The sequence below is a fragment of the Sporosarcina sp. P37 genome (assembly GCF_002109365.1).
In the GTDB taxonomy this organism is placed as follows: Bacteria; Bacillota; Bacilli; order Bacillales_A; family Planococcaceae; genus Sporosarcina.
Window position 1 is genome coordinate 2,283,387 of sequence record NZ_CP015349.1, and the last position, 25,375, is coordinate 2,308,761.

General features: G+C 48.1%; 22 protein-coding genes. 18 read left to right on the top strand and 4 right to left on the bottom strand.

Going from position 1 to position 25,375, the window contains the following annotated elements; all coding sequences use genetic code 11:
- On the top strand, positions 1–582 hold the full coding sequence (locus tag SporoP37_RS11715) for a cob(I)yrinic acid a,c-diamide adenosyltransferase (protein ID WP_081243817.1): 582 nt from the start codon (positions 1–3) through the stop codon (positions 580–582).
- Between the two features lie 164 nt (positions 583–746).
- On the opposite strand, the gene SporoP37_RS11720 is transcribed toward SporoP37_RS11715, so the two are convergent.
- Positions 747–1,232, bottom strand: a complete 486-nt coding sequence (locus tag SporoP37_RS11720) for a hypothetical protein (protein ID WP_143565471.1) — start codon at positions 1,230–1,232, stop codon at positions 747–749.
- Positions 1,233–1,278: 46 nt separating this feature from the next.
- Positions 1,279–2,478 carry an iron-containing alcohol dehydrogenase gene (locus tag SporoP37_RS11725; protein WP_085431022.1) on the bottom strand — a complete coding sequence of 400 codons (1,200 nt, stop codon included), beginning with the start codon at positions 2,476–2,478 and terminating at the stop codon, positions 1,279–1,281.
- Between the two features lie 391 nt (positions 2,479–2,869).
- Here SporoP37_RS11725 and SporoP37_RS11730 point away from each other — a divergent pair, with 391 nt between their 5' ends.
- The 9 genes from SporoP37_RS11730 to SporoP37_RS11770 all read left to right on the top strand — a co-directional run bounded on the left by SporoP37_RS11730 (position 2,870) and on the right by SporoP37_RS11770 (position 16,612).
- Positions 2,870–5,107, top strand: a complete 2,238-nt coding sequence (locus SporoP37_RS11730) for a (Fe-S)-binding protein (protein WP_085431023.1) — start codon at positions 2,870–2,872, stop codon at positions 5,105–5,107.
- Positions 5,108–5,264: 157 nt separating this feature from the next.
- Positions 5,265–6,455: an acetyl-CoA C-acetyltransferase gene (locus SporoP37_RS11735; RefSeq protein WP_081243824.1), complete on the top strand. Its 1,191-nt coding sequence runs from the start codon at positions 5,265–5,267 to the stop codon at positions 6,453–6,455.
- A gap of 16 nt (positions 6,456–6,471) precedes the next feature.
- Entirely contained in the window at positions 6,472–7,323 is an 852-nt protein-coding gene (locus tag SporoP37_RS11740; RefSeq protein WP_081243825.1) for a 3-hydroxybutyryl-CoA dehydrogenase, read from the top strand.
- 32 nt (positions 7,324–7,355) lie between these two features.
- The gene (locus tag SporoP37_RS11745) at positions 7,356–8,492 is read left to right on the top strand and encodes an acyl-CoA dehydrogenase (protein ID WP_085431024.1); all 1,137 of its coding nucleotides are present in this window, start codon (positions 7,356–7,358) and stop codon (positions 8,490–8,492) included.
- Positions 8,493–8,657: 165 nt separating this feature from the next.
- Positions 8,658–9,797, top strand: coding sequence for an acyl-CoA dehydrogenase (locus tag SporoP37_RS11750; protein ID WP_085431025.1), 1,140 nt, complete (start codon positions 8,658–8,660; stop codon positions 9,795–9,797).
- A 15-nt stretch (positions 9,798–9,812) separates the two neighbouring features.
- Entirely contained in the window at positions 9,813–10,430 is a 618-nt protein-coding gene (locus SporoP37_RS11755; protein ID WP_081243828.1) for a TetR/AcrR family transcriptional regulator, read from the top strand.
- A gap of 66 nt (positions 10,431–10,496) precedes the next feature.
- Positions 10,497–13,754, top strand: a complete 3,258-nt coding sequence (icmF, locus tag SporoP37_RS11760) for a fused isobutyryl-CoA mutase/GTPase IcmF (RefSeq protein WP_081243829.1) — start codon at positions 10,497–10,499, stop codon at positions 13,752–13,754.
- A 524-nt stretch (positions 13,755–14,278) separates the two neighbouring features.
- Positions 14,279–14,839, top strand: coding sequence for a DNA-directed RNA polymerase subunit delta (gene rpoE / locus SporoP37_RS11765; RefSeq protein ID WP_081243830.1), 561 nt, complete (start codon positions 14,279–14,281; stop codon positions 14,837–14,839).
- A gap of 171 nt (positions 14,840–15,010) precedes the next feature.
- Positions 15,011–16,612, top strand: a complete 1,602-nt coding sequence (locus SporoP37_RS11770; RefSeq protein WP_085431026.1) for a CTP synthase — start codon at positions 15,011–15,013, stop codon at positions 16,610–16,612.
- Positions 16,613–16,823: 211 nt separating this feature from the next.
- Here SporoP37_RS11770 and SporoP37_RS11775 read toward each other — a convergent pair whose 3' ends face one another.
- Complete coding sequence (locus SporoP37_RS11775; protein WP_081243832.1) at positions 16,824–17,348, bottom strand: DUF2529 family protein; 525 nt, start codon at positions 17,346–17,348, stop codon at positions 16,824–16,826.
- Positions 17,349–17,629: 281 nt separating this feature from the next.
- Here SporoP37_RS11775 and SporoP37_RS11780 point away from each other — a divergent pair, with 281 nt between their 5' ends.
- From SporoP37_RS11780 to rpmE, 7 genes are all read left to right on the top strand, one after another.
- Positions 17,630–17,998: a response regulator gene (locus SporoP37_RS11780; protein ID WP_081243833.1), complete on the top strand. Its 369-nt coding sequence runs from the start codon at positions 17,630–17,632 to the stop codon at positions 17,996–17,998.
- Positions 17,999–18,095: 97 nt separating this feature from the next.
- Positions 18,096–18,953: a class II fructose-bisphosphate aldolase gene (locus SporoP37_RS11785; protein ID WP_081243834.1), complete on the top strand. Its 858-nt coding sequence runs from the start codon at positions 18,096–18,098 to the stop codon at positions 18,951–18,953.
- A gap of 95 nt (positions 18,954–19,048) precedes the next feature.
- Positions 19,049–19,696 (top strand): fructose-6-phosphate aldolase, encoded by a 648-nt coding sequence (fsa, locus tag SporoP37_RS11790; RefSeq protein ID WP_081243835.1) that lies wholly within the window; start codon positions 19,049–19,051, stop codon positions 19,694–19,696.
- A 20-nt stretch (positions 19,697–19,716) separates the two neighbouring features.
- Positions 19,717–20,994 (top strand): UDP-N-acetylglucosamine 1-carboxyvinyltransferase, encoded by a 1,278-nt coding sequence (locus tag SporoP37_RS11795; protein WP_081244846.1) that lies wholly within the window; start codon positions 19,717–19,719, stop codon positions 20,992–20,994.
- Between the two features lie 138 nt (positions 20,995–21,132).
- A complete protein-coding gene (gene glpX, locus SporoP37_RS11800) occupies positions 21,133–22,098 on the top strand; it encodes a class II fructose-bisphosphatase (RefSeq protein ID WP_081243836.1) in 966 nt (321 codons plus the stop codon).
- Between the two features lie 159 nt (positions 22,099–22,257).
- Complete coding sequence (gene rho / locus SporoP37_RS11805; RefSeq protein ID WP_081243837.1) at positions 22,258–23,538, top strand: transcription termination factor Rho; 1,281 nt, start codon at positions 22,258–22,260, stop codon at positions 23,536–23,538.
- 333 nt (positions 23,539–23,871) lie between these two features.
- Positions 23,872–24,087, top strand: coding sequence for a 50S ribosomal protein L31 (gene rpmE / locus SporoP37_RS11810; RefSeq protein WP_081243838.1), 216 nt, complete (start codon positions 23,872–23,874; stop codon positions 24,085–24,087).
- 310 nt (positions 24,088–24,397) lie between these two features.
- Here rpmE and SporoP37_RS11815 read toward each other — a convergent pair whose 3' ends face one another.
- Entirely contained in the window at positions 24,398–24,649 is a 252-nt protein-coding gene (locus tag SporoP37_RS11815) for a hypothetical protein (protein ID WP_085431027.1), read from the bottom strand.
- Between the two features lie 52 nt (positions 24,650–24,701).
- Here SporoP37_RS11815 and SporoP37_RS11820 point away from each other — a divergent pair, with 52 nt between their 5' ends.
- Positions 24,702–25,298, top strand: coding sequence for a thymidine kinase (locus tag SporoP37_RS11820; RefSeq protein ID WP_081243840.1), 597 nt, complete (start codon positions 24,702–24,704; stop codon positions 25,296–25,298).
- The last annotated feature ends 77 nt before the right edge of the window (positions 25,299–25,375 follow it).

Consider the following 25,375-nt stretch of genomic DNA (forward strand, 5'->3'; position numbering starts at 1 on the left):
TTGAAAATCTACACAAAGACAGGCGATAAAGGCACAACCAGTTTGATCGGCGGGCGCGTGGCGAAGGATGACTTGCGCGTAGAAGCGTACGGCACAATCGATGAACTGAATTCATTCATCGGCAAAGCAATGACAGAGCTGGAAAAAGAAAAGTTTGCAGATATCCTGACTGACCTCGAAACCATTCAAAATGAATTATTTGACGGCGGCGGCGACTTGGCAAACGTCATGAAAGAGCGTCACTATAAGCTGGATGAAGAGCCTATAACCGTTCTGGAACAGCGGATTGACAAATTAATGGAAGAAGCTCCCGAATTGGAACGGTTCATCCTCCCGGGCGGTTCACCTGCCGCTGCGACTTTACACATCGCACGCACCGTCACACGCCGCGCTGAACGCGTTACAGTAACACTGATGAACGCAGCCGACGACGTATCACCGGTGGTGGGCCGATACTTAAACCGCTTATCGGACTACTTATTCGTAGCAGCACGCATCGTCAACGCGCGCCTCGGGATTCCCGACAATGAATACGTCCGCAGCGCAAAAGTATTCCGCACGAACGACAAAAAAGACAAGTGAATCACAACAGACAGAGGCCGGGGGGAATATCCCCGGCCTCTTTTTTGATATATCAATAGTCTTGCGTTGATAGATTTTGGGTGAGCAGTAGTATGCGGGAGGGGGTTGCTTATATGCCTAGGTTAAGTGATCAAAGAGTCGGGCTAAGCGCTCATACATCTGGGTCAAGCGCTCATAGAGTCGGGCCATGCGCTCATACATCTGGCCAAGCGCTCATAGAGTCCGGTCAAGCGCTCATACCCCCTGGCTAAGTGATCATAAAGTTCGGTCAAGCGCTCATACCCCCTGGCTAAGCGATCATAAAGTCCGGCCAAGCGCTCATACTCCCGGGTCAAGCGCTCATACCCCCTGGCTAAGCGATCATAAAGTCCGGCCAAGTGCTCATACTCCCGAGTCAACTGATCATCCCCCTTGGCCAAGCGATCATAAAGTCCGGCCAAGTGCTCATACTCCCGGGTCAAGCGCTCATACCCCCTGGCCAAGCGATCATAAAGTCCGGCCAACCGCTCATACTCCCGAGTCAACCGCTCAAACCCCTTGGCCAAGCGATCATAAAGTCCGGTCAAGCGCTCATACTCCCGGGTCAAGCGCTCATACCCCCTGGCCAAGCGCTCATACCCCCTGGCCAAGCGCTCATACCCTCGAGTCAAGCGCTCATACCCCCCGGCCAACCGCTCATCCCACCCCGCTCAATCATCACACCCGAATCACATCATACAGCTCCGAAAATTCTTTTCTGCTTAAAATCTTCGGCACGGGATACAGCGGATTCGCTTCCGCCGATGCCCGCTTCACCATCAGCGGAATATCCTCCTGAACAATCCCGTTCACCCGGTCAGGAATATTCATCGCGCGGTTCAGTGCCCGAATTTCACTGATGAATTTCTCTGCCTTCATCCGCTTCGTGTCAGTACGGCTGGTGATTCCGATCAAATCCGCCAGCTCGGAAAGGGGTTCGTATACACATTCGCCATAGTATTCCAGTACATGCGGTAAAATAATCGCATTCGCGAGTCCGTGCGGCATTTGATAAAACCCGACGAGCGTGTGTGCGATGGCGTGCACATTTCCTACATAAGCGCGTGTGAATGCTTTGCCGGCCAGATAGGAAGCCCGCTGCATATTCGCCCGCGCCGATAAATTCCCTCCATTGCGGTAAGCTTCGAATAAATTCGTGAACACGAGCTGCACGGCTTCGCGGCTGTCTTCCCGCGTTTCCTTCGTATTGCTTCTGCCGATATACGCTTCCACTGCGTGCGTCAGCGCATCCATGCCAGTTGCCGCGGTTATCGCTTTCGGCAGTTTCACGGTCAGCAAGGGATCAAGGACAGCGTAATGGGGAATCAGCGACGTATCATTAATCGCATATTTTTCATGCGTCTCACTGTTCGTCACTACCGCTGCGAGCGTCGCTTCACTGCCGGTGCCCGCAGTCGTCGGCACCGCAAACAGCACAGGGATCCGTCTGCGGACATGCAGCTGGCCTTTCAATTGAGGAATCTTTTTCTGTGGCCTTGCAATCCGGGCACCGACCGCTTTTGCACAGTCGATCGGAGAACCTCCGCCAAACGCAATCAGCGCTTCGCATTCATTCGCGAGATACAGACTGCGCGCTTCCTCGATATTGTGAATGGTCGGGTTCGGCACCGTTTTGTCATAGACCAGATAGTTGATGCCAAGTGAATTCAGCCCGACCAGCAATACATCCATCAGACCGAGCTTCGCGATATCGCGGTCTGTCACAATCAGGACACTGCCAATCCCTAAACTTTTTACTTTTCCGGCTAGGCCTTCCAGACTCCCCAGCCCTTGCAGCAGTTCGGGCTCCCGCCAAGGCAGAAAATTCATTCCCGCCTTAAAACTTTTCTGAAACAGCCGCGCATATAACCGATACATAACCAAAACTCCTTTCCCGTGCTCGCGTAATATTACGGAAATGTTAACATAATATTCAGAAGTCTGCTAATATGGTATATAATAAAACGAAAGGGGCATGGCAGGCCAGGCAATCCCGATCATCGGCAGCGGATACGGGGTGATGACGCAACAAAATCCGCACAGAACTTGGTTTTGCTTGTAAAATTAAATCGTCTCCGCATGGTAATTTTTACATCCGCGAATCATAAGCTGGACAATACTTGCTGACTTCAACGGCTGTAAAATGAAAAATAAAATCATAAAAAACAGTTGACTGAATGCTCATTCATTATTACACTATACATAGAATTAAATTGTAAGCGATTTCTTACAAGGGAACTGCAGGAGAAAAAAGAAAGGGGAAAATGAGATGAACATACTACTCATCGCAAACTGGATATTATTTGTAGCAGTCGTCGTGTACGGCGTCGGGCTATTTCTATATCTGCTGAAAACCCGGTACGAATTCATTCGGCTTGGTAGAAAAGAAGAATTTGACAACAACGTCAAAGAACGTCTCAGAAAAATCTGGGTCTACGTATTCGGACAAAAGAAACTATTGAAAGATAAAAAGAGCGGGGCCATTCACGTGATGTTCTTCTACGGATTCCTGCTCGTCCAATTTGGTGCAATCGATCTTATCTGGAAAGGATTAAAGCCGGGATCGCACTTGCCGCTTGGCCCGCTGTATCCGGCATTCACATTCTTCCAGGAGATTGTCGTATTCGTCATTCTGGTTGCGGTAGTATGGGCATTCTACCGCCGTTATATGGAAAAACTTGTTCGTCTGAAAAGAGGCTGGAAATCCGGACTGGTCCTGATTTTCATCGGATTGCTGATGCTTTCCACACTCGTTGCAAACGGCGCGAACATGATCTGGCATAATGAGGGGACGACTTGGACAGAACCGATGGCGTCCATAATCGCTTCAGTATTCAGCGGATTGCCGACTGGCGCAGCCGTCACTATCTTCTTTGTCGGCTGGTGGGTACACTTACTGACGCTTCTGACGTTCCTTGTATATGTGCCGCAATCCAAGCACGCGCACTTAATCGCAGGTCCGGCCAACGTTTATTTCCATCGCCTCGACCATGCAGGCCGTCTGAAGCCTATCGATTTTGAAGCGCTTGAAGAAGTTGAGGACGAAGAGGAAATGCCGCCGCTTGGTGTGGGCAAAATTACCGATTTTACACAGGCGCAAATGATCGACTTCTATGCTTGTGTGGAATGCGGACGCTGTACGAATATGTGTCCGGCAACGGGAACAGGGAAAATGCTGTCACCGATGGATCTGATTACGAAATTGCGTGATCATCTGACAAACACAGGGGCTGTCATGACGAAGCAAAAACCTTGGGTGCCGCAACTCATGTTTAATAATACACAGGGGAATCAGCTGGCATTTGCTGCTGCGGCAGAAGGAGTGACAGTTGATGAGTTGTACAATCCTTCATTGATTGGCGATGTCATCACAGAAGAGGAAATCTGGGCATGTACGACGTGCCGTAACTGTGAAGATCAATGTCCTGTCATGAACGAACACGTTGACAAAATCATCGACCTTCGCCGTTACCTTGTTATGACGGAAGGGAAGATGGACGCGGATGCACAGCGCGCGATGACAAACATCGAGCGTCAGGGAAATCCGTGGGGCCTTAACCGAAAAGAGAAGGAAAACTGGAGAGATGCGCGTCCTGACTTGCACATCCCGACAGTGAAAGAAGCGAAAAAAGCTGGAGAAGACTTCGAATACTTACTATGGGTAGGTTCCATGGGTGCATTCGATAATCGCTCACAGAAAATCGCGCTGTCATTCGCACACTTACTGAATGAAGCAGGCGTAAGCTTCGCGATTCTCGGCAATAAAGAGAAAAACTCGGGTGATACACCGCGCCGTCTCGGAAATGAGTTCTTATTCCAAGAATTGGCGACTGCCAATATTGCAGAGTTTGAAAAAGCGAACGTTTCGAAAATTGTCACGATCGATCCGCACGCATATAATATCTTCAAGAATGAATATCCGGATTTCGGACTGCAGGCGATTGTCAAACACCATACGGAGCTGTTGTATGAACTCGTCATGGCAGGCAAACTGGTTCCAAAGCATGCGATCAATGAAACGATCACATTCCACGACTCCTGTTACCTGGGCCGTTATAACGATGTCTATGATCAGCCAAGAGAAATTCTCAAAGCGATCCCGGGCGTCCAGCTGGTGGAAATGAAACGTAATCGCCAGGACGGCATGTGCTGTGGCGCAGGCGGCGGTATGATGTGGATGGAAGAAGATGCAGGCCAGCGCGTCAACGTAGCACGTACAGAACAGGCACTTGAAGTCAGTCCCGGCATCATTTCCTCGGGTTGTCCGTACTGCTTAACGATGCTGTCTGACGGAACGAAGGCTGTGGAAGTGGAAGATGAAGTCGGAACATATGACATCGCAGAACTGTTAGAGCGCTCCATTTTCGGAGAGGAACAGACAGTAACTGAACCAGAAATCGCAGAGGAGCCTGAAGTCTCCGTCGCGGTGCCTGAATTGGCCGCATCTGCTGAAACTGCCGAAACTGCGGATGAAGCACTGAATAACAGCGACGAAACATCGAATTAAAATTATTGCGAATAACGCGGCAATAACGTACAATTAGAATATCTAAAACGCTGACAAGAAGAATGCTAGTTTACTAAGAGGGTACTTGTACCCTCTTATCTTATTAGCGAATATCGAGCGAGCGTTCAGTCAATATAAAAATAGGGGGAATGAAACAATGAGAACAGTAATCTTACAGGGTGCCAGAACACCGTTTGGAAAATTAGGCGGTGCGCTGCAATCACTGTCTGCAAGTGACCTAGGCGGGATCGCAATCAAAGAGGCATTATCGCGTGCGGGCATACAGGGCGACCAAGTGGATGAAGTCATCATGGGGACTGTGCTGCAGGCAGGACAGGGGCAAATTCCATCTCGTCAAGCGGCTGTAAAGGGCGGCATTCCGTATCAGGTTAAAACGGAAACGATCAATAAAGTTTGCGCTTCCGGAATGCGCAGCATCACGCTTGCTGATCAGCTGATCCGTCTCGGCGACGAGAAAGTCATTGTGGCAGGCGGCATGGAGTCAATGTCCAGCGCGCCGTACTACGCCAATGTCCGCTCAGGATTGAAAATGGGTGACAGCACATTGGTAGACGGCATGATCTATGACGGTTTGACTTGTTCATTCTCTCCTGGCAATGTCCACATGGGCACATACGGCAACAGGACAGCAAATGATTTCTCATTAAGCCGTGAAACACAGGACCAATGGGCGCTTCGCAGCCATGAGCGCGCACTGAACGCAATCGATAATAAATGGTTTGAAGATGAAATTGTGCCTGTCAGCATTCCGCAGCGAAAAGGTGACCCGGCAGTCATCACAGAAGACGAAGGCCCGCGCAGAGGCAGTTCACTCGAAGCATTGGCAAAACTGCGTCCGGCATTCGGTAAAGACGGAAGTGTTACAGCAGGAAACGCGCCAGGCATTAACGACGGAGCATGTGCTGTCGTGCTGATGAATGAAGACGAAGCGAAAAAACAAGGAAAAGAACCGCTGGCTGTCATTCTGGGGCACGCAGAAGTAGCGATTGAACCGGAACGTTTCCCTGAAACACCGGGGCATGTAATCAACGCACTTCTTGAAAAAACGGGAAAGACAACAGATGATATCGATTTATATGAAATTAATGAAGCGTTCGCGGTCGTTGCGCTTGCAAGCTCGCAAATCGCAGAACTCGATGAAGAAAAAGTCAATGTCAATGGCGGGGCAGTGGCACTTGGCCACCCGATCGGCGCAAGCGGGGCGCGCGTCGTTCTAACTTTGGCGAATGAACTGAAACGCCGCGGCGGCGGAATCGGCATTGCGGCAATTTGTTCAGGCGGCGGCCAAGGTGATGCCATCATGATTGAAGTACCAAAATCAAACTGACCGGGAGGCATTTCAGATGACAATCGAGAAAGTATTCGTAATCGGCGCAGGCCAAATGGGCGGAGGGATCGCCCAGGTCTGTGCACAGGCAGGCTATGAAGTCACACTTCACGATATTAATGAAGCTGCACATGACCGCGGTTTTGAGGTCATTAAGAAAAACTTATCGCGTAACGTGGAAAAGGGCCGTATGACTGAGGGAGAGAAAGAAGAGATCCTTGGCCGTTTCACGAAGTCGGTAGATCTGCAAAATGCAAAACATGCCGATATCGTGATTGAAGCAGCAGTCGAAAATATGGAAGTAAAATCAAAAATATTTGCAGAGCTGGATGAAATCACACCGTCTCATACGATTCTCGCAACAAATACTTCTTCATTGCCGATTACAGAAATCGGTGCGGCAACGAAACGTCCCGGTAAAGTCATCGGCATGCATTTCATGAATCCGGTGCCGGTGATGCAGCTTGTGGAAGTCATTCGCGGCCTTGCGACAGACGATGATGTCTATGAAGCAGTGGAAGACATGACAAAGAAGCTCAACAAAACACCGGTGGAAGTAAATGATTATCCGGGATTCGTTGCAAACCGTGTGCTTATGCCGATGATCAACGAAGCAATCTTCACACTGTATGAAGGCGTCGCAACGAAAGAAGCAATCGACGATGTCATGAAAATGGGCATGAATCACCCGATGGGGCCGCTGCAGCTGGCAGATTTCATTGGACTCGATACATGTTTGTATATTATGGAAACCTTGTATGAAGGATTTGGAGACTCGAAATACCGTCCGTGTCCGCTGCTCCGTAAATACGTCAAAGCGGGCTGGTACGGTAAAAAGACGGGCCGCGGATTTTACTCATACGAATAATTTTATTAAGCTGAAAGCAAGAGGTGAAAAGAATGGATTTCATGTTAACAGAAGAGCAACAAATGATGCGTCAAATGGTCCGGGACTTTGCAAAAAACGAGATCGAGCCTTGGATTCCACGAATGGAAGAAGGGGAATTTCCTCGTGAATTGCTGGAGAAAATGGGCGGGCTCGGATTGATGGGGATTACAGCGCCTGAGAAATACGGAGGTTCAGAAATGGACTTTCTGTCATACATTATCGCCATTCACGAACTGTCAAAAGTAAGTGCAGTCATGGGTGTTGTTCTGTCCGTCCATACTTCTGTTGGCATGAATCCAATCCTCTACTTCGGCACAGAAGAACAAAAGAACCGCTATTTGCCGAAGATGGCGTCTGGTGAATACCTCGGCGCGTTCTGCCTGACAGAAGCATCATCGGGATCAGATGCAGGCTCATTGAAAACATCAGCTAAGCGGGTGGATGACTACTACGTCATTAACGGTTCTAAAATGTTCATCACAAACGGCGGAGAAGCGGACGTCTACATCGTCTTCGCAAACACCGCGCCTGACAAAGGAACATATGGCATCACGGCATTCATCGTCGACCGTGACACACCGGGACTTTCCATCGGCAAAGATGAAAAGAAAATGGGATTGCACGGCTCGCGGACTGTTGCGCTGAGCTTCGATAATATGAAAGTACCTGCAGAAAACAGACTCGGTGAAGAAGGCGGCGGCTTTAAAATCGCCATGGCCAATCTGGACGTCGGCCGCATCGGCATCGCAGCGCAGGCACTCGGCATAGCGGAAGCATCACTTGAAGCTGCAGTCAGTTACGCCAAAGAACGCGAACAATTTGGCAAACCAATCGCAGCCAATCAAGGAATCGGCTTCAAACTGTCCGATATGGCAACCGCAACAGAAGCCGCCCGACTGCTCGTCTACCGTGCGGCATGGCTGCGCGCAGAAGGCAAACCGTGCGGGAAAGAAGCCTCCATGGCCAAATTATTTGCAGCACAGACTGCAGTAGACAACTCCATCGAAGCCGTTCAAGTAATTGGCGGCTACGGCTACACAAAAGACTATCCGGCAGAACGTTACTTCCGCGATGCGAAAGTATGCCAAATCTACGAAGGCACAAGCGAAATCCAAAAAGTAGTCATCGCCAAACACATCACAGGCTGACGAACAGGGGATGGATGACGCACAGAGAGCGCCTGTCTGATGTAATAGCGCGGATGGGCGGCGGATTGGCAAGGCCAGCCGACGGAATCGCGTGGTCTTGGTTTCCGATGGCGCGGTCCGCCAGCCATGAAAATTTCATTAATCAAACAAAAGGGTGGGAGTATAATGGACTTTAAACTGACAGAAGAACACGAAATGATTCGCAAAATGGTACGGGACTTTGCACAAAAAGAAGTAGCACCAACCGCAGCACAGCGCGACGAAGACGAGACATTCGACATGGATATTTTCCGTAAGATGGCCGAACTCGGACTGACAGGAATTCCGTGGCCTGAAGAGTACGGCGGCATCGGCAGCGACTACCTGGCCTATGTGATCGCAGTGGAAGAGCTGTCACGTGTCTGCGCATCTACAGGAGTTGTCCTTTCCGCACATACATCACTAGCAGGATGGCCGCTGTTCAAATATGGCAATGAAGAGCAAAAACAAAAATACTTACGCCCGCTCGCTGAAGGCTCCAAAATGGGCGCATACTGTCTGACAGAAGCAGGCTCAGGCTCAGATGCTGGCGGCATGAAAACTACGGCAAAGCTTGACGGTGACGATTACGTGCTGAACGGCTCGAAAATCTTCATCACGAACGGCGGAATTGCCGACACATACATTGTCTTTGCGGTAACGGATCCTGAATCCAAACATAAAGGAACAAGCGCATTCATCGTTGAAAGTACATTTGAAGGCTTCTCAGTAGGTAAGAAAGAGAAAAAATTGGGCATTCGTTCATCGCCGACAACAGAAGTCGTACTCGACAACTGCCGCGTACCGAAAGAAAACCTCCTCGGAGAAGAAGGCGACGGATTCATTATCGCTATGAAAACACTTGACGGAGGCCGTAACGGAATTGCAGCACAGGCAGTCGGAATCGCACAGGGCGCCCTGGATGCGGCAATCGACTACTCGAAAGAACGTGTGCAGTTCGGCAAGCCGATTGTAGCCAATCAGGGGGTCAGCTTCAAACTTGCAGACATGGCAACCGCTACGGAAGCTTCCCGTCTGTTGACTTATCAGGCGGCATGGCTTGAATCAAACGATCTGCCGTACGGTAAGGCATCCGCTATGGCAAAATTGATGGCCGGCGATACGGCGATGAAAGTCACAACAGAAGCCGTTCAAGTATTCGGCGGCTATGGTTATACGAAAGACTATCCGGTGGAGCGCTATATGCGCGACGCGAAAATCACGCAAATTTATGAAGGAACGCAGGAAATTCAACGTCTCGTCATCTCTCGCATGCTGACGAAATAACAGGGGGTACACCCAATGGCAAAACATGAAGTAAAATCTACCGTCAAAGATGAAGAACTCATTCAGAAAAGACGGGAACAAATCAGCCGGGGAGCTGTAAAACTATTTATCGATAAAGGATTTCACAGGACAACAACACGTGAAATCGCCAAAGAAGCCGGCTTCAGCATCGGCACACTATATGAATATATTCGTACAAAAGAAGATGTTCTGTATCTGGTCTGTGACAACATCTATAACGAAGTGAGGATTCGTCTGTCCGAGCTCGACACAAATGATAAGACGGTGGAAGGCTTGCGCGCGGCAATAGCCCGTTATTATGAAGTCATTGATCAAATGTCAGATGAATTTCTCGTCATGTATCAGGAATCCAAGTCATTGCCGAGCGAAGCACTGCGTTACGTGCTCACAAAAGAACTGGAAATGGTTGAACAGTTCGAGAAAATCATCCGCCGCTGCATGGAAGCAGGAAATCTGCGCATTGGACCGGATGAAGTATCATTGACAGCTCATCATATCCTCGTTTCAGGCCAAATGTGGTCATTCAGAAGATGGGCACTGCGTAAAGAGTATACACTGCAGCGCTACATCGAAGTACAAACAGATCAAATTATCAAAGGTTTGGGTAAATAACTTGCGAACTCCGCCGCGGGACATCTCCCGGGCGGCAGTCAGCATGCAAGGAAGGCGGAAAGCAAAATGGCTACTGAAGAAATTTATAAACCGAAACATCATATTCGTTTTGTGACGGCATCCAGTTTGTTCGACGGACATGATGCATCCATCAATATTATGCGGAGAATTTTGCAGTCGACTGGAGCAGAAGTCATCCACCTCGGGCATAACCGATCTGTTGAGGAAGTTGTAAACGCTGCCATTCAGGAAGACGTGCAGGGAATTGCGATGTCATCCTATCAGGGCGGGCATGTCGAATATTTTAAATATATGTATGATTTATTGAAAGAACGGGGCGCTTCCCACATTAAGATCTTCGGCGGTGGCGGAGGAGTCATCATCCCGAAGGAAATCAAAGAGTTGCATGATTACGGCATTGAATGGATTTTTTCACCGGAAGACGGCCGGAAAATGGGTTTACAAGGCATGATCAATAAAATTATGGAACTATCCGATTTCTCCACGACTCCCGAAAGCGAAGAAGCCAACCTCGAAAACCTGACGGCTGAAACGCCTGGCATTCTGGCAAACTTGATTACGTACGTTGAAGAGAATCATCTGCATAAAAACGAAGCAACCGAGCAATTACTCGAACATGCGCGCGAAAAGTCCAAACAAACCCCCGTACTTGGAATCACTGGTACAGGCGGTGCGGGTAAGAGTTCATTGACTGATGAATTAATCCGCCGTTTCTTGCGTGAATTCCCGGATAAACGGGTAGCTATTCTTTCCGTCGATCCGACGAAGCAAAAGACAGGCGGCGCATTGCTTGGAGACCGCATCCGCATGAATGCCATATTCAATAATCGCGTCTATATGCGAAGCCTCGCGACAAGAGGCTCCCGTTCCGAACTGACGACTGCCATTCATGACGTCCTGGATGTTACGAAGGCGGCCGGCTATGATCTGATCATTGTTGAGACGAGCGGGATCGGTCAGGGGGACGCGCGCATTACGGATATCTCCGATGTCTCAATGTATGTCATGACGAGCGAATTCGGTGCGCCGACACAGCTTGAGAAAATCGATATGATCGACTTTGCCGATTTAATTGTCATCAATAAATTCGAGCGGAAAGGTTCGGAAGATGCATTAATCCAAGTGCGCAAACAGTATCAGCGCAGCCATTTATTATTTAATGAAGATCTTGAGTCAATGCCTGTGTATGGAACCATTGCGAGTCAGTTCAATGACAAAGGGACGAATACGCTGTTTGCTGCACTAATCGACAAACTGAATGCGGTCACTGATTCCGACTGGACGACCAGCTACGCGGAAACTGTCAAAGATCAGAAACAGACTGTAATCATCCCGCCTGACCGCAGTCATTACTTGCGTGAAATCGCATCTGCTGTCCGCAATTACCACGTCAAATCTGCACAGCAGGAAGAACTGGCACGGCGTCTGTTCCAGCTTGAAGGTGCCATTGAATCAGTGAAAGAAGCGGATTCCAATGAAGCGCTGCTTGCTTCATTGAATAGTTTAAAAGAAGGCATAGAAGAGCAGCTGACAGGCGAATCCAAAAAGACGCTGAAAAATTGGGAAGCTTTAAAAGAATCATATAAGCAGGATGAATATGTCGTCAAAATCCGCGACAAAGAAATTCGCACGTCGCTCAACACAGTCAGCCTGTCGGGCTTGAAAGTTCCGAAAGTAGTTTTGCCGAAGTTCAAGGACTACGGTGAAATTCTGCGCTGGGTATACAGCGAAAACGTGCCGGGCTCATTCCCTTACACGGGAGGTGTTTTCCCGTTCAAACGTGAAGGGGAAGATCCGCGCCGGCAATTCGCCGGGGAAGGAACGCCGGAGCGAACGAACCGCCGATTCCATTACGTATCAAAAGATGACGATGCCAAACGCTTATCGACAGCGTTCGACTCTGTAACTTTGTACGGGGAAGATCCGGATGAACGTCCGGATATTTACGGGAAAGTAGGAGAGTCAGGAGTCAGCATCTGTACGCTGGAAGATATGAAGAAACTCTATGACGGGTTTGATCTTTGTTCGCCGATGACCTCTGTTTCGATGACAATCAACGGACCGGCTCCGATTATCCTGGCAATGTTCATGAACTCAGCAATCGATCAGCAAGTGCGGAAAAAAGAAGATGAACTGGGCCGTACACTGACTGTTGAAGAATTCACGGACGTGCGCGAAAAAACATTCCAGACTGTGCGCGGAACCGTGCAGGCGGATATTCTTAAAGAAGACCAAGGACAGAATACTTGTATTTTCTCCACGGAATTTGCGCTGCGTCTGATGGGGGATATCCAGCAGTACTTCATCGATAAAAAAGTGCGCAATTACTATTCTGTGTCGATTTCCGGCTACCACATCGCAGAAGCAGGCTCAAATCCCATTTCACAGCTGGCGTTTACGCTCGCAAACGGCTTCACCTACGTAGAATATTACTTGAGCCGCGGCATGCATATCGACGACTTTGCACCGAATCTGTCGTTCTTCTTCTCGAACGGCCTCGATCCGGAATATAGTGTAATCGGCCGTGTCGCACGCCGAATTTGGGCGGTTGCGATGCGCGATAAATACGGTGCCAATGAGCGCAGCCAAAAGCTGAAATATCACATTCAGACATCAGGCCGCAGTTTACATGCGCAAGAAATTGATTTCAACGATATCCGTACCACGCTGCAGGCATTGATGGCGCTCCAGGATAATTGTAACTCGCTGCACACAAACGCATACGACGAAGCAATTACGACACCGACAGAAGAATCAGTGCGCCGTGCGATGGCAATCCAGATGATCATCATGAAAGAACACGGCTTATCCAAAAATGAAAATCCGCTGCAGGGCGCATTCATTATTGAGGAAATGACGAGCCTGGTGGAAGAAGCGGTCCTGCAGGAATTTGACCGCCTGAATGACCGCGGCGGCGTACTCGGTTCTATGGAAACGCAGTATCAGCGCGGAAAGATCCAGGAAGAGTCCATGTACTACGAAATGAAAAAACATTCAGGCGAGCTGCCGATCATCGGTGTCAATACGTATTTGAACCCGAATCCGCCGTCTGAAGACGATATCGATAACATGGAACTGGCACGCGCAACGAAGGAAGAAAAAGAAGCACAGATCCGCAATCTGCGCGCGTTCCAGGCTGCGTACGCAGATAAATCAGAGCAAGCGCTGGCGAACCTTCAGCAAGTTGCAGTTTCAGGAGGCAACGTCTTCGCCGAACTGATGGAAACCGTTAAAGTGGCAAGTCTGGGCCAAATCACTAACGCTTTATATGAAGTAGGCGGGCAATACCGCCGTAATATGTAATAACCCGCAGAAAAGGATGTCTCAGAAGCCATAACTTCTGTTGACATCCTTTTTTGCATAGATAGAAGTCCCCCCGCTTAGCGGCAATGAAGGGCGAGGTAATGAATGAGTATTCAAGGCTTCCCATTGTATATTTATCAGATACATAAAATTCATTGCCTTCAAAGTGGATAAATTAGCAATTTTGTCAGTATAATGATAACAACTAAGAAAAGGGACGTGTTGAATGTGAGATGGTATTATCACGCGATTATAATAGCTTTATTAATTATTCTCACACTCGTCCTCTACAAGAGCGGGCTGGGTGCATTTCCCTTTGCATTTGCATCGGTCTATTTAGGGTATCTGACTATAAATGAATACAGAAATATTAAGAGAAGTAAAAGAATGTAGCATATTGGAAGAAAAACTGTATATAATGTAAACTATGCACAGCAGTTACAAAAGAAAACGTGAATCGGCCAAATCACTTGCTGACTTGGCCGGTCCGCGCGTGATTCATAGAAGAAAGGACGTGCCATACATTGAATATCCATGACATGACAAAAGAAGAACTATTGGAAGAATCATTAATTAATATTACCTACCAGATTCTTACAGAGCGCCGGGAATCTCTTACGTTACAGGAATTAATGGAAGAATTCCGTAAGCTAACGGGTATCACAGATAAAGAATTGAAAGAAAAGGTCCTTCAATATTACACAGATCTGAACATCGACGGCAGATTCCTCGCAATTCAGGACAACCGCTGGGGCTTGCGCGAATGGTATCCGGTCGATCAGATCGAAGAAGAGACAGCGCCAGTCGTAAAAGTGCGCAAAAAGAAAAAGAAGAAAAAAGATTACGATGATGAAGATGAAATCGAAGAAGATGACGACGAAGAAGAAATCTTCGACGAAGAATATGTGGAACTTGGCGAAGAAGACGATGACGTGGATGACGAGGAAGAAGACGAGGACGTTATCGAGATCGAAGAAGATTTAATCGATCCTGACGACGACCTGGAAGTTATTCCTGAAGAAGAACTCGACATCGACGAAGAAGATGAAGAGGACGAGGAAGAAGAGTACGAGGAAGAGGAATAATCAGACTTGACTTTTCCGGCCCAAAAATATAAGATTTGTATGGGCTCCTGAAAAGGACACATGAATTCGTGTATACGCGCTCCTTATTGTAGTTACGCTACAAATGGGGCGCTTTTTTGATTTTATATCCACCCTGACAGCATGTAAAAAGAACAAATGGAGGAACTACACATGACAAAATATATTTTTATTACAGGCGGAGTCGTCTCATCTCTTGGTAAAGGAATCAATGCGGCGTCACTCGGACGTTTGCTGAAAAACCGCGGTTTGAAAGTTACCAACCAAAAATTCGACCCGTACATTAACATCGATCCGCGTATGATGAGCCCATACCAGCACGGTGAAGTTTTCGTCACTGAAGACGGGGCGGAAACGGATCTTGACATCGGCCACTACGAACGTTTCATCGATATCAAATGTAATCGGTATTCAAACGTCACAATGGGGAAAGTTTATGATCTTGTATTGCGCAAAGAACGCAGCGGCGAATACAAAGGCGCGACAGTCCAGGTCATTCCGCATATTACAAATGAAATCAAAGAACTGGTCAAACGTGCGGGCGAAACGCTGAATGCAGACGTGGTAATTACAGAAATCGGGGGCAGCGTCGGAGATATCGAGTCATTGCCGTACCTCGAAGCAATCCGCCAATTGAAGACGGACTTAGCAAAAGATGATGTCATGTATATCCACAACACATTAATTCCATACCTTCATGCAGCAGGGGAAATGAAAACAAAGCCGACACAGCACAGCGTGAAAGAATTGCGCAGTCTCGGAATTCAGCCGAACATGATCGTCGTGCGAAGCGAATACCCGGTACCGCAGGAAATGAAAGACAAAATCGCGCTGTTCTGTAACATCAAGCCAGAAGAAGTAATCGAAGCGCTTGACGCAGAAACATTATACGAAGTGCCGCTTCGCCTTCACGAACAAAATATGGACCAGCTTGTTGTTGACTTCCTGGGTCTTGAAACACCGCAGCCTGAACTGTCTGAAGTAGAGGAACTTGTGAAACTGGTAAAATCATTGAAGCAAACAGTGAAAATCGCGCTTGTCGGTAAATATGTAGAATTACAAGATGCGTATATTTCAGCAGTGGAAGCAATGCGCCATGCAGGGTACGCATTCAGCACAGACGTTGATATCCAGTGGATCAACTCAGCAGACGTCACTTCAGAAAACGTGGCGGAACTTCTCGGGGACGCTGACGGAATTCTTGTGCCGGGCGGCTTCGGCGACCGTGCGATCGACGGAAAAATCGAAGCGATCACATACGCACGTGAACAGAAAATTCCGTTCTTCGGCATCAGCCTTGGCTTACAGCTGGCTGCCACTGAAATTGCGCGTAACGTGCTTGGTCTGAAATCCGCTCATTCTTTAGAGTTTGATACAGAGACAGAATATAAAATTACAACATTCCACCCGGATTGCCGCACAGCTAGTGAAGCAGACAGCACATTGCGTCTGGGTGCTTATCCATGTAAAGTGTCTGAAAACACAAAGGCATACAATGCATACGGTGAGGAGCTGGTTTATGAACGCCACCGCCACCGTTATGAAATTAACTTAGCGTACCGCGCGCAGCTGGAAGAAGCAGGATTTATCGTATCGGGCATCAGCCCGGATGGCCGTTTGATCGAAATTATGGAATTGCAGGATCATCCATTTTTCCTCGGCTGCCAGTTCCACCCGGAATTCGCTTCCCGTCCAACTACTCCACAGCCGCTGTTCCGCGAGTTTATCCGTGCAGCACTGGAACACCGAAACTAAAAAAATGCCGTCAGAAGAGAGTTCTTCTGGCGGCATTTTTGTATGCTGCATACGGACTAATAAAGGAAATGAAAGTTAGTCAGCAGATTAATCTGTACATGAATCTCAAATACGTTTAGTGACCGCATGAATTAGCTGGCCCATCATGGGCACTCAAGAAAAAAACAAGTGCATAAGTCCCGCATCCTAATCCAATGACGGCAAATTTGTTTTATAAATCGTCTTCATCCGCCAGCATGTCGTCCATTGCGAGCTTTACTGCCTCGTAGGCGAATAGTGCGGCGAGTGCGTGCGGCTGGACGATTCGTTCGCCTGTCGGACCCGGTATCAGCCCTTTTTTTAAACCTGTCGAAATATAAGCGAACGCAAGGGAGGAAAGTTCATTGTCGTCAGTGTCTTTATCTGCGGCTAGTGCGGCGAATGGGACGAATTGATCAGACAGCTGTTCTGCCAATTCTAGTGCAGCAGGATGATCTGCATTTCGTGCCAGCAGCCACACGCGGTCTGCGGTGGTCAGTTCGAGCTCTTTCGTATAGCGGACTGCGCCGTTCATTGGCTCTGCGCCTTCCAATGCAGTGGACGCAATGGCCTCCATTTCACCAAAAGCCGCCAAAATGATGCGCCCTTCGCCAACAAGTGCCTGCGCAAGCAGACGGGCTGTATCTTCAATTTCTTGTTCTTGGCCTTCTGCAATTCTCTCCAGAAGTCCTCTGATTTGTGTCGTCAATATTTTCACGGAAATCCCTCCAAAATCTCAGTATAGGCGACAAAAGGTAGAAGTGCAAAAGTAAATGTAAAATAATAAAGGAAATCTTGTGAGTATTTAGAATAATACACAATAGAGTAAAAATGAGTTAAACTAGTAAAAACAGGTTGTACTCATATTTAAATATTTTTTATGCCGACGAATTATAGCTATATACGTATAATAATAATCGGATTTAATGAGTTGATTTATGGAATGCTGGAGAACACGGGGGAAACACAGGGGAAATTCACGTATTGGGGGAGATGGGTATGAAGCATTTATTAATTGTAGATGATCAGCCGGGTATCCGGTTGTTACTGGAAGAAATATTTAAGTCAGCGGATATAAAAACATCGCTCGCGTCAAACGGAAAAGAGGCGCTGGAAATTGTCCGGCAGCATCATCCCGACTGTGTGCTGCTGGATATGAAGATGCCGGGGATGAATGGCGTCGAAGTGCTTCAGGAAATTAGAAATATCTCACCGAAGGCGCTTGTCATGATGATGACGGCATACAGTGAAGTGGAACTGACGGAAGAAGCAGACAGACTTGGCATCGATCATCATTTCACTAAGCCATTTGATATATTTGACGTACGCAATACCGTATTAAAAAGGTTGCAGCTGCAAGGCGCCTGACAGTAGTAATCATGGCGTGAATTTGATATGCTTACAGGTAGAAATTAATATTATAAAAATACATTATAATTCGTATGAACCCAAGGAGGAATTTTGCATGCCACTCGTCTCGATGAAAGAAATGATGATTCAGGGGAAAGAAAAAGGATACGCGATCGGCCAGTTTAACCTCAACAATTTAGAATATACACAGGCGATCCTGCAGGCCGCTGAAGAAGAAAAATCACCTGTCATCTTAGGCGTTTCAGAAGGTGCGGCGCGCTATATGGGCGGTTTCAAAACTGTTGTCATGATGGTAAAAGGATTAATGGAAGACTATGGCACAACGGTGCCTGTTGCTATTCACCTGGATCACGGGTCCAGCTTTGAGAAGTGTCAGGAAGCAATCGAAGCAGGCTTCACTTCTGTCATGATTGATGCGTCTTCTAAACCGCTTGAAGAGAATATTGCTATTACAAAAAAAGTGGTAGAATTAGCAAAGCAGCATAATGTATCTGTAGAGGCTGAGCTTGGCGTCGTAGGCGGACAGGAAGATGATGTCATCGCGGACGGTGTCATCTATGCAGATCCTGCCGAATGTAAAGAACTGGTAGAGAAAACAGGCATCGACTGCCTGGCGCCTGCACTTGGTTCTGTACACGGCCCATATAAAGGAGAGCCGAATCTGGGGTTTGAAGAAATGGAAGAGATCTCCAAACAGGGAGATATTCCGCTAGTATTGCACGGAGGTACAGGAATCCCGACAAAAGATATTCAGCGTGCAATTTCATTAGGCACATCTAAAATTAACGTCAACACAGAAAACCAAATTCAGGGTACGCAAGCTGTGCGTGATACATTGCAGGCAGATCCGAAAGTCTATGATCCACGTAAATACCTTGCGCCGATGCGTGAAGCTATTAAAGAAACGGTCATCGGAAAAATGCGTGAATTTGGAAGTTCACAGCAAGCGTAATGATAGAGTGAAGACAGGACAAAGGAGGAGCGCAATACGTCTCCTTCTTTTGCTTTTCAGTAAATGAACGATTCATAACTAGGAGGACAATACACGTGAAATTTTTTATAGATACTGCAAATTTTGAAGAAATCAAAGAAGCGCACAGCTGGGGGATTATCTCTGGCGTTACGACCAATCCGTCGCTTGTCGCAAAGGAAAACATTTCATTCCATGACCGTTTAAAGGAAATTACAGCGCTTGTTCCGGGTTCTGTCAGCGCGGAAGTAATTTCACTAGATGCAGAAGGTATGATTGAAGAAGGACGCAAGCTTGCGGCACTGGCAGACAATATTACGGTGAAGCTGCCGATGACGCCTGAAGGTTTACAGGCTTGTTCGGTATTTGCGGCTGAAGGAATCAAAACGAATGTCACACTGATTTTCTCCGCCAATCAGGCATTGCTGGCAGCGCGCGCAGGTGCGACTTATGTTTCTCCGTTCATCGGACGCCTGGACGATATTGGCCAAAATGGGACAGAACTGATTGAAACAATTTCAGATATCTTCACAATTCACGACCTGGATACGCAAATTATTGCGGCTTCCATCAGACACCCGCAGCATATTACAGCTGCAGCACTTGCCGGCGCACATATTGCGACGACTCCATTCAACGTGTTGCAAAGTCTTTTTGCTCATCCGTTAACGACTAAAGGTATTGATCAGTTTTTGAAAGACTGGGAAACCAGAACGAATAAGTGATGGAACAAAAGGAGCTTGAAATGGACGTTTACAAAATCAAAGGCGGAAAACGGCTGCAAGGAACCATCAGAGTAAGCGGTGCAAAAAACAGCGCGGTTGCCCTCATTCCCGCTGCTATTCTGGCCGACTCACCGGTAACGATTGCAGGACTTCCCGAAATTTCTGACGTTTACACATTGCAGGCATTAGTTGAAGAAATTGGCGGGAGCGTAGAATTGAAAGACGGCGTGATGACTATCGATCCGTCAGAAATCATTTCCATGCCGCTGCCAAACGGTAACGTGAAAAAACTGCGTGCATCGTATTATATGATGGGTGCGATGCTCGGCAAGTTCAAACACGCGGTCATCGGATTACCGGGCGGCTGCCACCTGGGCCCGCGTCCGATTGATCAGCATATTAAAGGCTTTGAAGCACTCGGCGCGAAAGTGGAGAATGAACATGGCGCGATTTATCTGCGGGCAGATGAACTCCGCGGTGCGAAAATCTATCTGGATGTTGTCAGCGTTGGCGCGACGATTAATATTATGCTGGCGGCTGTTAAGGCGAAAGGCAAAACGGTCATTGAAAATGCTGCAAAAGAACCTGAAATTATTGACGTTGCGACGCTGCTTTCCAATATGGGTGCGAATATTAAGGGCGCAGGCACAAACGTCATCCGTATTGAAGGAGTAGAAACATTGCACGGCACAAAGCATACGATTATTCCGGATCGCATTGAAACGGGCACTCACATGATCATGGCCGCAGCAATCGGGGATGGCATCACCATTGATAATGTCATCCCGCTGCACGTGGAAGCAGTGACTGCGAAACTTCGTGAAATGGGCGTCAAAGTGGAAGTGGGAGAAGAACAAATTTTCATTCCTAAGCCAGAAAAGCTGGAGGCGGTCGATGTGAAGACACTGGTGTATCCGGGCTTCCCGACAGATCTTCAGCAGCCGTTTGGCGTGTTATCGACACAAGCGGAAGGTTCTTCCATTTTGACAGACACCATCTATCCGGCGCGCTTTAAGCAAATCGATGAGCTTCGCCGAATGAATGCAGACGGCAGGGTGGAAGGGCGTTCGGCAATTATTACCGGACCGACACCATTGCACGCTGCAACTGTTGAAGCGACAGACTTGCGTGCAGGCGCCGCTTTATTGATTGCAGGACTTTTGGCCACCGGTGAGACAGAAATTCATGAAATTGAGCACATCGAACGAGGATACGGCAAGATTATTCAAAAGCTGAAAAACCTTGGTGCAGACATCAATAAAGTGAAAGTGCCGGTGCAATCCTCGATTTCGGAGTGACGCTAATTGCCAAAAGGTGTATAATAGATTTAAACGACACATCCACTGCCAAAACGCAGTAAAAATGGATGCGGACGTAGGCAAATGAAAGGTAATACGCAATACGCGCCTTACCGCAAACAGGAGGAACAAAACATTATGGAACGCAGTTTATCAATGGAACTAGTACGTGTGACAGAGGCGGCGGCTGTAGCAGCGGCGCGCTGGATGGGACGCGGTTTGAAAAATGAAGCAGATGACGCGGCAACAGAAGCAATGCGCACGGTATTCGATACAATCCCAATGGAAGGTGTAGTCGTCATTGGTGAAGGTGAAATGGACGAAGCGCCGATGCTGTATATAGGTGAAGAACTCGGAACAGGTCACGGCCCGGCTGTAGATATCGCGGTAGATCCAGTGGAAGGCACAAACATCGTAGCGGCAGGCGGATGGAATGCACTTGCTGTTCTTGCGGTTGCAGACAAAGGAAACTTGCTGAATGCACCGGATATGTACATGGATAAAATTGCAGTCGGACCTGAAGCAGTCGGTAAAATTGATATCGACGCAAGTGTCACAGATAACTTGAAAGCTGTCGCAAAAGCGAAGAACAAATCAGTATCCGACCTAGTGGCATCTGTTTTGAACCGTGAACGCCATCAGGCAATTATTGAGGAAATCCGTGAAGCGGGCGCACGCATCAAGCTGATCGAAGACGGCGACGTAGCAGCTGCCATCAACACGGCTTTCGATGATACAGGTGTGGATATTTTATTCGGCAGAGGCGGCGCTCCTGAAGGCGTAATCGCAGCAGTCGGTTTAAAATGTCTGGGCGGAGAAATCCAAGGACGTCTGGTCCCTTCAAATGATGAAGAGAGAGCCCGCTGCATCAAAATGGGCATTGACGTAGACCAAGTTCTCATGATGGATGATTTGGTAAAAGGAGACGACTGTATTTTTGCGGCAACCGGCGTAACAGACGGCGAGCTGATGGACGGCGTGCAGTTTAAAGGCTCGTACTGCCGTACACAATCTATCGTTATGCGCTCTAAATCAGGAACGATCCGTTTCGTAGAAGGTCGCCACAGCATTGCGAAAAAGCCTCTTCTTGTGATGCAAGACTAACTCCCTCAACACCCGGTGTTACAGCCGGGTTTCTATTTCCTAAAACTATTCAAATCCATAATGTACGGCATTTTTGGAAAGGAAGTACATCTCGTACTCTCCTTTCTATTTACTGTGCCGAAACTTCCATAATAAAAATGAAGAGTGGTGTACGCACAGATGACAATGATTACTCTTGCCGACCTCGAGAACATGACGCTCAAGGAGCTGTATTCTCTCGCGAAGCAATTTAAAATCACCAACTATAGCAAACTGACGAAGAAAGAATTAATCTTTGCTATATTGAAATCTCGCGCCGAACAAGAAGGTTTCTTTTTCATGGAAGGCGTTCTCGAAATTATTCAATCAGAAGGATACGGTTTCCTGCGTCCGATCAATTACTCATCCAGTTCGGAAGATATCTACATTTCCGCATCCCAAATTCGCCGATTCGACTTGCGTAATGGCGATAAAGTAACAGGAAAAGTCCGTCCGCCAAAAGAAAATGAGCGGTACTATGGCTTGCTGCAAGTGGAAGCCGTCAACGGTCAAAATCCGGAAGTGGCTCGCGAGCGCGTACATTTTCCCGCGCTGACACCTTTATATCCAGACCGTCAAATCAAATTAGAAACAGCTAAAAATAATATCTCTACACGCATCATGGATCTCGTATCGCCTGTCGGTTTCGGTCAGCGCGGATTAATTGTCGCACCGCCAAAAGCGGGAAAAACAACGCTGCTGAAAGAAATCGCCAACTCGATCACGACGAATCATCCGGAAGCGGAATTAATTGTGCTGTTAATCGACGAACGTCCGGAAGAAGTAACAGACATCGAACGTTCTGTAAAAGCAGACGTTGTCAGTTCCACATTTGACGAAGTGCCGCAAAATCATGTAAAAGTGGCAGAACTGGTACTTGAACGCGCAATGCGTCTCGTCGAAAGTAAACGCGACGTCATCATCCTGATGGATTCCATTACTCGTTTGGCACGTGCATTCAACCTGGTCATCCCGCCAAGCGGCCGGACACTTTCCGGGGGAATCGATCCGGCGGCTTTCCATCGCCCTAAACGATTTTTTGGTGCCGCGCGTAATATTGAAGAAGGCGGCAGCTTAACGATCCTGGCCACAGCGCTTATTGAAACAGGCTCCCGTATGGACGAAGTCATTTACGAAGAATTCAAAGGAACCGGTAACATGGAACTGCACCTTGACCGCAGCCTGGCTGAACGCAGAATTTTCCCTGCACTCGATATCCGCCGATCAGGTACAAGAAAAGAAGAGCTGCTCATCCCGAAAGCAAATCTGGACAGACTCTGGGCGATCAGAAAAACTTTCTCAGACTCCCAGGATTTCACCGAGCGCTTCATGAGAAAACTTCGGCAATCTGAGAACAACGATGAATTTTTCGATAAGCTGAATGAAGAAATGAAAAGTAAGAAGGGCAAGGGACTGATCTGATGCAGCAGTCGCGGCAGTAAGTGCTTTGTCTTTCAAACTGCCGGGAAAAGCGAAGTGCACAGCCGCAGCGAAAAGATGGAAGATAGCCTCCGCCGAACATGAAAAACCTTACTCAATACAGTGTGTAGCTATCCAATAAAAACCCAAATCAAACAGTTGCACAACATATCGAATTTTGCTATACTAATCAAGTACGGTTTTACTGTACACTGCATATACGGCTGACACACACGGGCCGTGTACGGCATCGATCCGTTTTATTGGCAACTGGCCGATAAAACGCCTAAATTCATACTCTGTTCCAGATGGTTCAGGGCGAGAGGAGAGAGACCGATGAAAGCAGGAATTCATCCCGATTACAAACTTGCAAAAGTAACTTGCTCATGTGGCAATACATTCGAAACAGGTTCTGTAAAAGAGGATATTCGAGTAGAAGTTTGCTCAGAATGTCACCCATTCTACACTGGACGCCAGAAGTTTGCTGCAGCGGACGGCCGTGTCGACCGTTTCAACAAGAAATACGGCATCAAGTCAGAAGAACAAAAGTAATAAAAGCCAGATACCCGTCAGGTGCAGTCGTGCCAGACGGGTATTTTTATAATTTTCTCTGGTAATCGCGTTCGCGGAGGACGCGACCGCTCATAACACATGCAGAAGCGCTCATACTAGTATGTGATCCGCTCATTAAGCTGGGGTAAGCGCTCATAGCCGCGCGTGATCCGCTCATAAACTTGGCCAAGCGCTCATAGCTGCGCGTGATCCGCTCATAAACTTGGCCAAGCGCTCATAGCCGCACGTGATCCGCTCATTAAGCCGGGGTAAGTGATCATAGCTGCGCGCGATCCGCTCTCAAACCTGGTTAAGCGCTCATAGCCGCACGTGATCCGCTCATAGACTTGGCCAAGCGCTCATAGCCGCACGTGATCCGCTCATAATCCCGGTCCAAGCGCTCATAGCTGCACGCGATCCGCTCATAATCCCAGTCTAAGCGCTCATAGCTGCACGCGATCCGCTCATAATCCCGATCCAAGCGCTCATACCAACGCGTGATCCGCTCATAAGCCTGATCCAAGCGCTCATACCAGCACGCGATCCGCTCATAAACAAACAAAACTTAACAACTAACTCATACATATACACACAACATCGAAAGGGGATTGACCATGTACGTTTCAATGCAAGGCGGCTGGATGGAAGTCATCTGCGGCAGTATGTTTTCAGGTAAGTCGGAGGAGCTGATTCGCCGGATTCGCCGGGCGGAATTTGCCAAGCAAAAGATTGCGGTATTTAAACCGGCTATTGATGACCGGTACAGTGAAGAGGCCGTGGTCAGTCATGACGGTTCTTCGACTATCGCCAATCCAATTGCCAAAGCGAGTGAAATACCGGATCTCGTCTCAGATGATTTCGATGTGGTCGCCATTGACGAAGCACAATTTTTCGACGAGGAAATTTTAGATGTCGCAATCAGTCTTGCGGATCGGGGATTTCGTGTCATCATTGCAGGGCTTGACCAAGATTTCAGAGGAGAGCCATTCGGTCCCATGCCTCAATTGATGGCTGTGGCGGAATTGGTGACAAAACTCCAGGCAGTCTGTACTGTCTGCGGTTCGCCTTCGAGCCGGACGCAGCGGCTAATTGACGGACAGCCTGCATGCCAGGACGACCCAATTATTCTGGTTGGCGCATCTGAAGCTTATGAGCCGCGGTGCCGCCACCACCATGAAGTGCCGGTAAGCCGCGCAGAGCACGCAAAATAAACGACACGCCGTCTATCCGCACGCACGAGGATAGGCGGTTCTGTCATACAAATAAATCAGTATTCAACATTTCAGAA

Excerpts from the sequence above, each read along its gene's own strand:
- SporoP37_RS11725 (WP_085431022.1), bottom strand. The coding sequence starts at position 2,478 with ATGTATCGGTTATATGCGCGGCTGTTTCAGAAAAGTTTTAAGGCGGGA.
- SporoP37_RS11730 (WP_085431023.1), top strand. The coding sequence starts at position 2,870 with ATGAACATACTACTCATCGCAAACTGGATATTATTTGTAGCAGTCGTC.
- SporoP37_RS11735 (WP_081243824.1), top strand. The coding sequence starts at position 5,265 with ATGAGAACAGTAATCTTACAGGGTGCCAGAACACCGTTTGGAAAATTA.
- SporoP37_RS11740 (WP_081243825.1), top strand. The coding sequence starts at position 6,472 with ATGACAATCGAGAAAGTATTCGTAATCGGCGCAGGCCAAATGGGCGGA.
- SporoP37_RS11745 (WP_085431024.1), top strand. The coding sequence starts at position 7,356 with ATGGATTTCATGTTAACAGAAGAGCAACAAATGATGCGTCAAATGGTC.
- SporoP37_RS11750 (WP_085431025.1), top strand. The coding sequence starts at position 8,658 with ATGGACTTTAAACTGACAGAAGAACACGAAATGATTCGCAAAATGGTA.
- SporoP37_RS11755 (WP_081243828.1), top strand. The coding sequence starts at position 9,813 with ATGGCAAAACATGAAGTAAAATCTACCGTCAAAGATGAAGAACTCATT.
- icmF (WP_081243829.1), top strand. The coding sequence starts at position 10,497 with ATGGCTACTGAAGAAATTTATAAACCGAAACATCATATTCGTTTTGTG.
- SporoP37_RS11770 (WP_085431026.1), top strand. The coding sequence starts at position 15,011 with ATGACAAAATATATTTTTATTACAGGCGGAGTCGTCTCATCTCTTGGT.
- SporoP37_RS11780 (WP_081243833.1), top strand. The coding sequence starts at position 17,630 with ATGAAGCATTTATTAATTGTAGATGATCAGCCGGGTATCCGGTTGTTA.
- SporoP37_RS11785 (WP_081243834.1), top strand. The coding sequence starts at position 18,096 with ATGCCACTCGTCTCGATGAAAGAAATGATGATTCAGGGGAAAGAAAAA.
- SporoP37_RS11795 (WP_081244846.1), top strand. The coding sequence starts at position 19,717 with ATGGACGTTTACAAAATCAAAGGCGGAAAACGGCTGCAAGGAACCATC.
- glpX (WP_081243836.1), top strand. The coding sequence starts at position 21,133 with ATGGAACGCAGTTTATCAATGGAACTAGTACGTGTGACAGAGGCGGCG.
- rho (WP_081243837.1), top strand. The coding sequence starts at position 22,258 with ATGACAATGATTACTCTTGCCGACCTCGAGAACATGACGCTCAAGGAG.
- rpmE (WP_081243838.1), top strand. The coding sequence starts at position 23,872 with ATGAAAGCAGGAATTCATCCCGATTACAAACTTGCAAAAGTAACTTGC.
- SporoP37_RS11820 (WP_081243840.1), top strand. The coding sequence starts at position 24,702 with ATGTACGTTTCAATGCAAGGCGGCTGGATGGAAGTCATCTGCGGCAGT.